Source organism: Snodgrassella sp. B3088 (assembly GCF_026535815.1).
GTDB lineage: Bacteria > Pseudomonadota > Gammaproteobacteria > Burkholderiales > Neisseriaceae > Snodgrassella > Snodgrassella alvi_E.
Genome location: NZ_JAFNPG010000007.1, coordinates 26277 through 38392 on the forward strand (window position 1 = coordinate 26277; position 12116 = coordinate 38392).

At 45.5% G+C, this 12116-nt stretch carries 12 protein-coding genes; 6 read left to right on the forward strand and 6 right to left on the reverse strand.

Features of this window, described 5'->3' with window-relative positions:
- Positions 1–289: 289 nt before the first annotated feature.
- Both J3U75_RS04850 and argE read right to left on the reverse strand, forming a co-directional pair.
- Complete coding sequence (locus tag J3U75_RS04850) at positions 290–688, reverse strand: cytochrome b562 (RefSeq protein WP_267390819.1); 399 nt, start codon at positions 686–688, stop codon at positions 290–292.
- A gap of 177 nt (positions 689–865) precedes the next feature.
- Positions 866–2023, reverse strand: a complete 1158-nt coding sequence (argE, locus tag J3U75_RS04855; protein WP_267390820.1) for an acetylornithine deacetylase — start codon at positions 2021–2023, stop codon at positions 866–868.
- A gap of 131 nt (positions 2024–2154) precedes the next feature.
- Between argE and J3U75_RS04860 the strand changes: the two genes are divergently transcribed.
- From J3U75_RS04860 to fghA, 5 genes are all read left to right on the forward strand, one after another.
- Positions 2155–2379 carry an RNA-binding S4 domain-containing protein gene (locus J3U75_RS04860; RefSeq protein ID WP_267390821.1) on the forward strand — a complete coding sequence of 75 codons (225 nt, stop codon included), beginning with the start codon at positions 2155–2157 and terminating at the stop codon, positions 2377–2379.
- Positions 2376–2537, forward strand: a complete 162-nt coding sequence (locus J3U75_RS04865) for an oxidoreductase-like domain-containing protein (RefSeq protein ID WP_100141167.1) — start codon at positions 2376–2378, stop codon at positions 2535–2537. The genes J3U75_RS04860 and J3U75_RS04865 overlap by 4 nt, the downstream gene beginning before the upstream one ends.
- A gap of 9 nt (positions 2538–2546) precedes the next feature.
- Positions 2547–3383, forward strand: a complete 837-nt coding sequence (locus J3U75_RS04870) for a PHP domain-containing protein (protein WP_267390822.1) — start codon at positions 2547–2549, stop codon at positions 3381–3383.
- A gap of 459 nt (positions 3384–3842) precedes the next feature.
- Positions 3843–4952 (forward strand): S-(hydroxymethyl)glutathione dehydrogenase/class III alcohol dehydrogenase, encoded by a 1110-nt coding sequence (locus tag J3U75_RS04875; protein WP_267390823.1) that lies wholly within the window; start codon positions 3843–3845, stop codon positions 4950–4952.
- A gap of 84 nt (positions 4953–5036) precedes the next feature.
- Positions 5037–5879, forward strand: coding sequence for an S-formylglutathione hydrolase (gene fghA / locus J3U75_RS04880; RefSeq protein ID WP_323811352.1), 843 nt, complete (start codon positions 5037–5039; stop codon positions 5877–5879).
- A 4-nt stretch (positions 5880–5883) separates the two neighbouring features.
- Here fghA and pyrI read toward each other — a convergent pair whose 3' ends face one another.
- Positions 5884–6342 (reverse strand): aspartate carbamoyltransferase regulatory subunit, encoded by a 459-nt coding sequence (gene pyrI / locus J3U75_RS04885; protein WP_267391030.1) that lies wholly within the window; start codon positions 6340–6342, stop codon positions 5884–5886.
- A gap of 7 nt (positions 6343–6349) precedes the next feature.
- Positions 6350–7291, reverse strand: a complete 942-nt coding sequence (pyrB, locus tag J3U75_RS04890) for an aspartate carbamoyltransferase (protein ID WP_267390824.1) — start codon at positions 7289–7291, stop codon at positions 6350–6352.
- A 244-nt stretch (positions 7292–7535) separates the two neighbouring features.
- Between pyrB and J3U75_RS04895 the strand changes: the two genes are divergently transcribed.
- Entirely contained in the window at positions 7536–9716 is a 2181-nt protein-coding gene (locus tag J3U75_RS04895; RefSeq protein ID WP_267391031.1) for a primosomal protein N', read from the forward strand.
- A 191-nt stretch (positions 9717–9907) separates the two neighbouring features.
- Here J3U75_RS04895 and J3U75_RS04900 read toward each other — a convergent pair whose 3' ends face one another.
- Together J3U75_RS04900 and J3U75_RS04905 are read right to left on the reverse strand one after the other, a co-directional pair.
- Complete coding sequence (locus J3U75_RS04900; RefSeq protein WP_267390825.1) at positions 9908–10804, reverse strand: glycosyl transferase; 897 nt, start codon at positions 10802–10804, stop codon at positions 9908–9910.
- Positions 10805–10999: 195 nt separating this feature from the next.
- Entirely contained in the window at positions 11000–11995 is a 996-nt protein-coding gene (locus J3U75_RS04905; RefSeq protein ID WP_267390826.1) for an LLM class flavin-dependent oxidoreductase, read from the reverse strand.
- Between the last annotated feature and the right edge of the window lie 121 nt (positions 11996–12116).

Consider the following 12116-nt stretch of genomic DNA (forward strand, 5'->3'; position numbering starts at 1 on the left):
GTAGTTAAATTTTAATAACACTAAATTTATTGTATAAAGTATATTTTTTTCATTACTACAATTTTATCCGATTGTAAAAAGGGGTTGAAAAAATGCTTCAGAAAAAAGCTTACCTATCGAATTTCGGATGATGCCAGCATAGCAATAAAATACTGAGCATCATCTACCGATTAATGTTTATTTGTCTATGTTTCCTGGTTCTTTAGCTTTTAAGGGGCGGAACCAGGCTTTTTGCATTTTGGTACAACGTTATAATTTTAACATATCATCTGCATAATCCACAGTCATTTCAGTGCTTCATGGCTGCATGCCCCTCATCTCGCAACTGCAGAATTTTTCTGCCCTCGGTTTTGGCTTCAGCCAGTTTGCCGGTATTCACCAACTTACCAGTTTTATCAATTTCAGCAATCAACCTATCTATTTCAGACTGATAAACTTTCAGTTTCGGATTATTAGTCGGCGCCTTGGCCAGAGCGGATGGTTTTTGTGCCCGTGCAGCCACGGCCGCCGTACGCATATTAGCTAAAGCCTTACGTGCATCTGCAACGGTCTGAGCAGAATTGAATCGTGCATAGCTCATGGTAATCGCCCCCATATACATATTCACTTCATTCGCCTGTACAGTTACACTGGATACGGTCAGCGATAGACACAATATTCCTACTGACACGAAATCTTTTGTCTTCATTTGATTTTCCCATTATTACAATCATTGGTAGCATTGCATATGCAGCTACATACGCGGAACAACAGAGCAGCTTTATCCACTGTGGTGAATCAGGAAAGCGTACATCTCCTGACAAATTATTTTAACAAGTGCTCATCTTGATACAGAATCGGCCTAAGATATCTCTTTTAATAGCGCTTACATACTTTGTATCTGAATCAGTTTGCGTAGAAAAACATCACAGCGACTAAGCTGCTCTAATTCAATATATTCGTTAGCCTTGTGTGCCACCGTAATACTGCCAGGACCACACACTACGGTATTGATACCACTATTTTGAAACTGCCCCCCCTCAGTAGCGTAAGCTACTTTAGCCTGTTGTTCAACATCCACAAGACCAGCAATCAGCTTATGCAGGTAATGATTATTTGCATCATTTAAAGGAGGAACATTTACGACATGGTTTAGTTTGATAGCAGCTTCCGGCGCCACTTTGCGCATAGCCGGCAAAAGTTGGGTCGAAATATATTGCCGGATAGGCTCAATTAGTTCGTCGACTGTCATATGTGGAAGATTACGGTAATCAAATTCAAAAGCACAGTAATCAGGTACAATATTAATAGCTGTACCACCACGAATTAGGCCAGTAGAAACAGTAGCAAACGGAACATCAAATGCATGATCCAAATCAGCACGTTGCTGCAATTGCTGAGCCAGCTGATTAATAAAGACAATTAAACGAGCGGCATACTCAATTGCGTTTACTCCATCCGGAGTCAGTGAAGAATGTGCGTTTTTACCCTGTACCTCGCAGCAGAATGTATGAATTCCTTTATGTGCCACCACCATCTGCATCGATGTAGGTTCGCCAACAATACACGACTCAGGCTGTAGCCCCCTTCTCTCCAATTCTGCCAGCATCACCGGTGCACCCAAACATCCCACCTCCTCATCAAAAGACAAAGCAATATGCAAGGGTGCTTTCAGTCTCGCTGTCTGCATGGCAGGCACCGCAGCAAGCACACTGGCAATAAAACCTTTCATGTCACTGCTGCCTCTGCCATAAACACAGCCATCCCGCACATCGGCCACAAACGGGTCTGACAGCCAGTTCTGTCCATCTACCGGTACCACATCAGTATGGCCTGAAAATATCAATCCACCGGAAATACGACCATCTGTGGCAGGGATCGTTACAAACAGATTAGCTTTATCACCAGCAACATTTTGTGCCAGCCAGGGCGACAATTTCCGGCTTTCCAAATAATCTGCTACATAATTAATCAAGGCTAAATTACTCTGACGACTGGTGGTATCAAATGAAATAAGCTGACATAACCAGGAAAGGGTATCCACAAATAAATCTCCAAAAAATTTCCGGCTTAATAAGCCCCTATTTTATGCTTTTAACTTAGCATTGACATCAAACAATACACTGCTTGATGCTGATAATCGCTACAATATACATTTACTGAAAGGCACCACACATGAAACAGCATTTTGATTTAACAGGACATCCATATGTAGCTTTATGTGATTTACTTAAACTGACCGGACTGGCAGAAAGTGGAGGCCGAGCCAAACAAATGATTGCTGAAGGCTTGGTTCAACGTAATCAGCAGCCAGAGACACGTAAAACGGCCAAAATTATCGTCGGAGACTGTATCGGCGTGGGTAACACTGAAATCTACGTGATTAACACTCAGGTATGAATACGCTATCATCATTAACACCACCAGTACCACCGGAAGACTGGGAGTGCTGCAACAGCGATTGTGGCGAGGCCTGCGTCTGGCAGATTTATTATCGTGAAAAAGCCAACTATGAGGCACATCTGGCTCAACTCACCTCATCTTCTTGCGACCAATAATATTTATTCATGAGTATTGATTTACATTGCCATTCAACCATTTCCGATGGGGTGCTGACTCCAGAAGAAGTCGTTCAACGTGCACATGCCAACGGTTGCACGATGCTGGCGCTGACTGACCACGACCACACCGGCGGGCTGGCGGCAGCTCGTAAACAGGCAGAATTATGTGGCATCCAATTAATCAATGGCGTAGAAATTTCCGTAAGCTGGCGCGGGCGAACTATACACATCGTCGGCCTGAATATTGCACCCGAAGATGAGCTGTTGCAAACCTTGCTGCTGGGCCTACGCAGCGGCCGGCTACAACGATTACAGGCCATTGCCAGTAAACTGGAAAAAAAAGGTATCAGGGGTGCCTATGAAGGCACACTGGCACAGGCCACTAATATTGACATGGTAACACGCACCCATATAGCTGATTTTCTGGTTAATAGCGGCCATGTAAACAAAAAAGCAGACGCTTTCCGCAAATATTTGGCCGATGGTAAATCGTGCAGTGTCCGTCACCAATGGGCAGAACTGACCGAGGTTGTTGCTGCCATTCGCCATGCAGGAGGCATTGCAGTGATAGCTCACCCCATGCGTTATGAACTTTCGGCCACGGCACGACGTAATCTGTTCAGTGAATTCAAAGCTTGTGGTGGAGTAGCTATAGAAGTACACAGTGGCCGTTCCGGACTCAACGACCGTCTAAACTATGCCTTAATGGCACAACAATTCGGATTTTTGGCCAGCTGTGGCAGTGATTTTCATCGAGATGGTGATTTCGGCGGTGGCTTACTAGGCTGCTGCCCCGAATTACCACCTATCTGCGTACCAGTCTGGCATCATCTGACAGATTAACGGCATATGCGATTTAATTCAGACAAGTAAATCTTATAGGCCTAGATCACCAAATGCATATTGACGGTTTACTTAGTGCAAACAAAGTTTATCAAGCATTGTGTTATTGCTGCAAAATACACTCGGTTTGCTGCCTGCCCAGAGGCACACAAACAATAATGCAAAATTGTTAAACCGTCTTCCCGCTTTTTATTCGATGTCAATACAATTCAAATATTTGTATGCATAAAAACAGCGCATCATTCAATAAAGCAAATAAATTATACCGATGGACACCCTGACCATCATCAACGCATTACCTCAAACATAATAAAGCTACATTTCTAACGGATACTTGCATCATTTTTCTGATTATATTTCACCATCCATAGCAGCAATCACAAATAAGATAGCTGTTATACTGAGAGCATTTGGCTGGTTCAGCTAAACTCTCAATATAATCAACCCTGAGGATAAAGAATGAAATCTCGTGCCGCCGTGGCCTTCGCACCGGGTAAAGCATTAAAAATTGTAGAAGTAGATGTTGCACCGCCCAGAGCGGGAGAAGTTCTCGTCAGAATTACCCATACCGGTGTCTGTCATACCGATGCTTTTACTTTGTCGGGTGCCGATCCAGAGGGTGTATTTCCGACGATTCTAGGCCATGAAGGCGCTGGTATTGTGGTAGAAGTAGGTGCAGGGGTAACTTCGGTCAAACCAGGTGACCATGTGATTCCTCTCTATACCGCTGAATGTAGTAAATGCTTATTTTGCCGCTCAGGCAAAACCAATTTATGCACCGCAGTGCGCTCTACTCAGGGTAAAGGACTGATGCCTGATGGCACCACACGTTTTACCTATCAGGGTCAACCCATTTATCATTATATGGGCTGTTCTACATTTAGTGAATATACCGTTGTCGCGGAAGTTTCATTGGCCAAAATCAATCCAGCCGCCAGACCGGAAGAAGTGTGTCTGCTCGGCTGCGGCGTCACCACCGGCATTGGTGCGGTACACAACACGGCTAAAGTACAAGCAGGCGATAGTGTGGCCGTATTCGGGCTGGGTGGTATTGGGTTGGCTGTGGTTCAAGGGGCACGGCAGGCTGGTGCTGGACGAATTATCGCCATTGATACCAATCCGGCCAAATTCACGCTAGCCAGACATTTCGGCGCTACCGAATGCATCAATCCTGATGATTATGAAGAGCCCATCCAGCAGGTTATTATCCGTCTCACCGAATGGGGTGTGGACCATAGCTTTGAATGCATCGGCAATGTGGACGTAATGCGAGCAGCACTAGAATGTGCTCATCGTGGCTGGGGGCAAAGTATTATCATCGGTGTAGCTGGTGCCGGACAGGAAATCGCCACGCGCCCTTTTCAGCTGGTTACCGGACGTATTTGGAAAGGTTCTGCATTTGGCGGCGTGAAAGGACGATCACAACTTCCGCGTATGGTGGAAGAAGCCATGCAAGGCAAAATTGAGCTATCACCTTTCATTACCCATACCTTGCCACTAGCCGACATCAATCAGGCGTTTGAGCTAATGCACAGCGGAGAATCTATCCGCACCGTGATTTACTATTGAATCCACACCTTGCTATGGTTTCAATTTTAATCATAATACTGCGGTAAATCATATTCATCCAACGAGCAGAACGGATAAGCTACCATGACTGAAATCACACTGCTGAACAAACATAAACTTTTTAATGGCGAACAACGGCGCTACCAACATTACAGCCACTTCAACCACTGCAACATGACTTTTTCTATATATTTGCCATCACGTGCATTACAAGGGTACGCGCTGCCCGTAATCTATTGTCTTGCTGGCCTTACCTGCACTGATGAAAATTTTTCCATCAAAAGTGGTGCCCAGCGTTTTGCTGCAGAGTGGGGCATCGTTCTGGTAATGCCCGATACTAGCCCACGCGGAGCAGAAGTTGCCAACACCGATAGTTACAGTCTGGGACAGGGTGCCGGTTTCTACCTCAATGCCACTCAACAACCTTGGGCACAGCATTATCAAATGTACGATTATGTAGTCACAGAACTACCCGTACTTATCGAAAAGCATTTTCCTGTTACTAGTCAGCGCAGCCTGTGTGGGCACAGCATGGGCGGCCATGGTGCATTAATGATTGCACTGAAAAATCCACAACGCTATCTTGCTGCATCAGCATTTGCTCCCATTGCCCATCCCATGAACAGTGCATGGGGAAAAGAAGCATTTAGCACTTATCTGGGCAATAATCAGGCTGAATGGGCAGCTTACGACAGTACTGAGCTTATTCAGCTATACCCACCATCCTTACCCATTCTGATTGATCAAGGTAGTGTAGATGAATTTTACCCTGAACAATTACATCCTCAGGATTTCATAGTAGCAGCTAAAAGCAAAGGAACTGATATCCGTTATCACCTACGTGAACATTACGATCACAGTTATTATTTTGTCAGTACATTTATCGAAAGCCATATCAGCTTTCATGCTGAAGCATTCGGACTATAGGTCATCAGGCTTCAATCACAGATTCACGCGCAAAGGTTTTCTCACAATAATGACAGCGTAAACGGGTTTCGCCATGGCTCAACTGCACTGTAAAACGGCTTTGTACCGGTTCACCATGGCTGGCACAATTGCTGTTCGGACAGCAAAAAACCTCAGTAATGGCTTCTGGCAGCGTGAGCATGCGTTTACGCACCACTTTAAAATTTTCAATATCATTGACAGTTGCTCGAGGTGCAAACAAAGCCAGTCGGTTAGCCGCTGCATCATCCAGAAAATGACCAGCTATTTTAATGATATCTTTGCTGCCATTGGACTGGCTACTCAGATTAAAACCCACTGTAACCGCATTACCGGAATGCAGCAACTTGAACTGGCGCAGAATATTCAGCCCCTGCCCTACCGGAATGTGATCAATTACCGTACCGTCTTTAATCGCCTCAATACTTAATCTGGTCTGATTCATCATTGCTTTAACCTCGTGCACTGTCCGCATCAGTTTCTTCATTCAAAATTGCTGCCAAAATCGCCTGACGCGCATACATACCATTATTCGCTTGCTGAAAATAATAAGCATGAATACTCTCATCGACATCCGCATGAATTTCATCTACCCGTGGTAAAGGATGCAGAATTCGCATATTCGGTTTTGCCTGCTTCAACATAGCCGCACAAAGACTAAAATGACCATTAATTCGTGCAAATTCTTGCTCATCAAACCGCTCCCGCTGTATGCGTGTCATATACACAATATCAGCCCAAGCCAGCGCTTCCTCAAGATTATCTGATGTGCGACAGACAACCCCGTCCTCGTCCAGCTGCTCACAGATATAATTTGGCATGGCCAGAGTGGGAGGAGATACAAAAATAAACTCACAGCCCCAGCGGCTCAGAGCCTGAGCCAGTGAGTGTACTGTGCGCCCATATTTCAAATCACCAATCATGGCAATCTTCAAATTCTGCAAGGTTCCCTGTGTTTCGTATATCGTCACTAAATCCAGTAAAGTTTGCGACGGATGCTGATTTGTACCATCACCAGCATTAATCACGGGAACATGAGCAAATTCACTAACAACACGTGCTGCACCGTCTTTAGGATGGCGCATAACGATTGCATCAGCATAATTACTGATAATTCGTGCCGTATCAGCCAAAGTTTCGCCCTTTTTGGCACTGGTATTGGCACCATCAGCAAAACCGATAACTTTTCCTCCCAGCCGTTGAATCGCCGTCTCAAACGACAACCGTGTTCGCGTAGAAGGCTCAAAAAAACACGAACCAATTAATCGTCCCTTCAACAACTCAGTCTGCGGCTGCCGCTTTAACTGCAACGCAAGCGTCAGTAAGAACTCCAGTTGCTCTGTGGATAAATCATTTATCGAAATAAAATGTTGGCGAAAAAGCGGATTAGCCATAATTTAACTTTCAGCATTTAACAACAGGCATAAAAAAACCCGCTTGGAAACGGGTATACATATGGTCATTAACTGTTCAAAAGCAACAACTGCTTCAGACACAACAATAAGCTGGCTGCAAATATTGTCATTTTTCAGTTACTCCATATTAACTAAGTGAATTATCTCATAAACACTCCCACGGTAAAAGCCAGCCACTTTGAGTTACAATAAACAAATCATTGCCCATTTACTCCTGATTACATTGATTTACCATCAACTGGCACTGAATGTGCCCCTCTACCCACTGTTAACATACGCCCATCCAACCACCTTGCCGGCAGGAACAAGGGTAGCCGTACGCTTTCGCAACCGATTGGTAGCAGCCATAGTATGGGAAAGTGATATACAGCCGGAAATAGACCTTAGCAAAATACGACCCATTGAGAACATTTTATCGGATGGCTGGCAATTGCCCGCAGACTGGCGTGCACTACTTAGCTTTACTGCGCGCTATTATCATTATCCTCTTGGACAAGCTGTGATGGCGGCCCTACCCAAAGGTCTGCGTCAGCCTCAAGCCGTGCCATTACCGAAACAAGAACACATTTACAGCCTCAATGCCCTTGGACGCATCCAGCCAGCACCTCCGGCTCGTTATCATAAACAAAATGCATTATGGCAGAGACTATTAGCCGCTCCAGCCACTCTGCACCAGCTTAAAACCATACATACTCAGGCATCACAATATCTTAAACAGTGGCAACAACAAAACTGGATAGAAGCCAGTCACATACCGGCTTGTGGACCTATACCGACCAGCCGGCATCAGCTCAATCAGCAACAGCAACTAGCCAGTGCAGAAGTACAAACCAGATGTGGACAATTTGCCCCATTTCTATTGTATGGCATTACTGGCAGTGGTAAAACCGAAGTCTATTTCGACATCATGTCCAATATAATGCAGCAAGGTAAACAGGTACTGTTTTTGCTGCCCGAAATCAACCTCACACCGCAGCTTATGCAACGGGTACGCCAGCGTTTTCCACATACAGTTACTACTGTATTACACAGCCAGACCGCAGCCGGACAACGTACCACCAACTATCTTCAGGCAGCTCTGGGGCAGGCAGCTCTGGTCATCGGTACACGTCTGGCCATATTTACCCCCATGCCTAATCTAGGCCTGATTGTTGTCGATGAAGAGCACGATTATTCATTTAAACAAGAAAGTGAATTACGCTATCAGGCACGTGACCTGGCTGTCTGGCGGGCGCGGCAGGCAGCTTGCCCAGTGGTACTGGGTAGTGCCACTCCGTCATTAGAAAGCTGGTATAAAACGCGGCACGGAGATTACCAATTACTGCAACTGAGCGAGCGGGCACACTCCAACGCCCAATTGCCACAAATACATTTACTCGATATCCGCCGCTTACCACTGGATAATGGTATCAGCGATATCATCAAGCAAAAACTGCAAACCAATGTCGCTCGCGGTGGTTTAAGCATGGTTTACCTAAACCGAAGGGGTTTTGCCCCAGCTTTATTCTGCGATGCTTGCGGTCATACTTTCGGCTGCCCGAATTGCTCCGCCAACCTGGTTTTACATCAGCATGCAGGTCTGCTACGCTGCCATCATTGTGATTTTCACCAGCCCATACCCCCATCCTGCCCTGAATGTGGCAATCAGGACTTGACCGCCGTTGGACAAGGCACTCAGCGCATTGAAGAATACCTGCAGCATCTACTCCCTAGTGCACGCATTCTTCGGGTAGACCGTGATAGCACTGCTCACCGACAAGACTGGTCGGAAATCTATCACACCATTATGCGTAAAGAAGTAGATGTATTGGTCGGCACCCAGATGCTGGCCAAAGGCCATGACTTTCCCCATCTCAATCTAGTGGTGGTTTTAAATGCAGACAACAGTCTCTATAGCGCCGATTTCCGTGCTCCTGAACGTTTATTTGCCGAATTAATGCAGGTAAGTGGCAGAGCCGGCAGAGCCGACTGCACTGGTGAAGTATGGGTACAAACGCGTCAGCCGGAACACAAAGTGTACCAAGCTTTGGCGGCACAGAATTATGTAACTTTCGCCACGGCAGAACTGGCAGAAAGACAAGAGCTGGGCATGCCGCCATTTAGTTATATGGCCGCCATCCGCGCAGACGCTCACACCATGCACGAGGCGCAACAGCTTTTACGGCAAGCACAACAAGGAATCGAGCAGCAGCATGCCTTACCTGCCAATGTCAATGTCTTCGGTCCAGTACCGATGCTGATGGCTCGACTGGCTGGGTACGAACGCGCACAAGTATTTCTAGAAAGTAAAAACCGGCGCGACCTACACCGCAGCATTTCATTATGGCAAAATTGGCTCCTGCATCTGGAAAAAAGCAACCCTCATACACGTTGGCTAATAGATGTCGACCCACTGGAAATGTAGCTATACTCCATATATATTTTTTCCTGAGAGTTTGCTTAAGGCTATTCCATACCAGACATGCGTTTCAAGTATCGGAACAACTAAACAGTCATTCTAATTTTCACAGTTACTCATAATTTACAAATATAATTATCAAAAAAAACGGTCGCTAGCTGGGACAGCAAACGACCAGATTTATTCAAATAATTTGTTTAAGCGCGACCGGTCAGACCGTGCCATGCGCGCGAAAGCCAAGATTTCTGTTTTTTCTGACGCGTCACTTCATTACCATCATAACCAACTTGTGACTCTTTCGGAAATGCACCAAATGGCTTAACAGCATAATTTTCCAGTTTATAACCAGCATCCAGCGCCTCCTGATAATACTGATCAAACAATTCAACCAGATCCTTACGCGGATGAGGCAAAATATCACTGTCAAACCAATGTTTCTGACCAGCAGCGGCTAGACGCGGTATGGAGTATTTATGACTGAACTGAGTACCCATATCTGAATAATGCAGAATTTTCATCTGTTCAATCGGCATCCCTTCTCCATCGACACAATTCCAAGCCGCCTTATAAGCCTGTACCCATTCCGGATGTTGCTTAAACTTTGCCATCATTTTCTTATGCGAATCAGGGTCAGCACGCAAACTAGCCAGCTCAGGCAAAATCGATTTAGCTTTGGCGCAATCCCAGACACAAGTACACAATCGAGTAAATCGTTTACCCTTAGCATGATCATGTACTTCTTTAGCCGCAACAATCGCTTCGCCTTCAATCGGATGTGCCCACAATTCCGCTATATCAGCCAATACAATCATATCCGCATCCATATAAATGGCGCGTCCCTCATAATTACAGGCGGCTGGGATCCCCCAGCGAAAACCGGAAAATGGCGTTGCCCACTTTTCTGTATGCCAGCCTGCACCCGTTTGTGGATCAGAATACCACGGACTGTTCGGATCATGACTTAATTGCATCCAGACGATTTCTACCGGCCGCGATGTGTGTTTATGGATACTGTAATCCACCACCATCATCTGCTCCAGATCACAGTTATTCGGGTCACAACCCACAAAAACCTTAATAACATCGTTGCTCATGCATAGACTCCCGATTTCGCTTACATTTTAAGAATAATTGTAATATTACAGCAAAAAATACCAAGGCAAATGATAAAAATAATCAAATAACACTTGATTTGGGGCAAATAATGCCACAACACTAGACTAAAATTTGCCACATCTGAATCATAACTCGCTACGAAATACTATCTTTCAGCCTACCCAAAACCATACTTAACCAACATTATCAGCCACTGTCTTAAAAATATTATAAGACTCAAGCAACTTATCCATATCATAAATATAGCTGACTGCCATCACTTCATCCGGTTGCAAACGCAAGACATATCCTTCTAACTGCTGCCTAACTGTTTCTGGTGCGCCCAATAAAGTACAAGCGGTAAAATTTCGTACGTATGCTTCTTCTTCAGCTGTCCACAAACCATCCATAGACGGTACTGGCTGATGCAGCGCTTTCCGATTATTCCGAATCAGCCCCAGCACAGACTGCAACTGCGTCGTTTGTAAATAAAGAGCCTCATCATCAGTAGCAGCCGCCACCAGATTTAGACAGAGCATAAAAAAAGGTGCAGCCAGTTGAGCAGACGGCTGGAATCGCTCACGGTAAATAGCAGCTGCTTCATCCAGAAAACGCGGAGCAAAATGCGCCGCAAAGACATAAGGCAAACCCAGACTGGCTGCAAGATATGCACTGTCGGTGCTAGAACCCAATATATATAAGGGAATATGAGTGCCCATACCCGGATAAGCCTTTACTAACCCCTGCTGTTGCTCATCACCTAGATAACGTTGCAACTGCACCACATCATCCGCAAATTTAAGCGAAACATCGTTCAACTGGCGCCTCAGAGCAGCTGCGGTTACTCTGTCTGTTCCAGGCGCTCGCCCCAGCCCTAGATCAACTCGGTGCGGATAAATTGTAGCTAGAGTGCCATATTGTTCAGCCACCAGCAACGGACTATGGTTAGGCAACATCACACCGCCACTGCCTACACGAATATGATGCGTATGACTCAGCGTATGGCCGATCAATATCTGTGTCGCCGAACTGACCACCATCGGCATATTATGATGTTCAGCAATCCAGTAGCGTACAAACCCCAGCTGTTCGGCTACCTGTGCCAGACGCAACATATTCCGTATTGCCGAAGCTGCCGTACCATTGTCTCGACGCGGCACCAGATTCAAAATTGAAACAGGTATCGCCATAAAACTTCCCGTCTTTAAAATACACAACAGAGACTAAGTTATTCCGTTCTTCACCAAATTACAAATATATTCAATTCAAATACAAAAAAACCACTGCAGGAAACATGCAGCGGTTTAAAAA

What these genes read in the sequence shown, in the direction of transcription:
- fghA (WP_323811352.1), top strand. Translation starts at nt 5,037, where the DNA reads ATGACTGAAATCACACTGCTGAACAAACATAAACTTTTTAATGGCGAA.
- J3U75_RS04870 (WP_267390822.1), top strand. Translation starts at nt 2,547, where the DNA reads ATGAGTATTGATTTACATTGCCATTCAACCATTTCCGATGGGGTGCTG.
- pyrI (WP_267391030.1), bottom strand. Translation starts at nt 6,342, where the DNA reads ATGAATCAGACCAGATTAAGTATTGAGGCGATTAAAGACGGTACGGTA.
- J3U75_RS04900 (WP_267390825.1), bottom strand. Translation starts at nt 10,804, where the DNA reads ATGAGCAACGATGTTATTAAGGTTTTTGTGGGTTGTGACCCGAATAAC.
- pyrB (WP_267390824.1), bottom strand. Translation starts at nt 7,291, where the DNA reads ATGGCTAATCCGCTTTTTCGCCAACATTTTATTTCGATAAATGATTTA.
- J3U75_RS04850 (WP_267390819.1), bottom strand. Translation starts at nt 688, where the DNA reads ATGAAGACAAAAGATTTCGTGTCAGTAGGAATATTGTGTCTATCGCTG.
- J3U75_RS04865 (WP_100141167.1), top strand. Translation starts at nt 2,376, where the DNA reads ATGAATACGCTATCATCATTAACACCACCAGTACCACCGGAAGACTGG.
- J3U75_RS04905 (WP_267390826.1), bottom strand. Translation starts at nt 11,995, where the DNA reads ATGGCGATACCTGTTTCAATTTTGAATCTGGTGCCGCGTCGAGACAAT.
- J3U75_RS04875 (WP_267390823.1), top strand. Translation starts at nt 3,843, where the DNA reads ATGAAATCTCGTGCCGCCGTGGCCTTCGCACCGGGTAAAGCATTAAAA.
- J3U75_RS04860 (WP_267390821.1), top strand. Translation starts at nt 2,155, where the DNA reads ATGAAACAGCATTTTGATTTAACAGGACATCCATATGTAGCTTTATGT.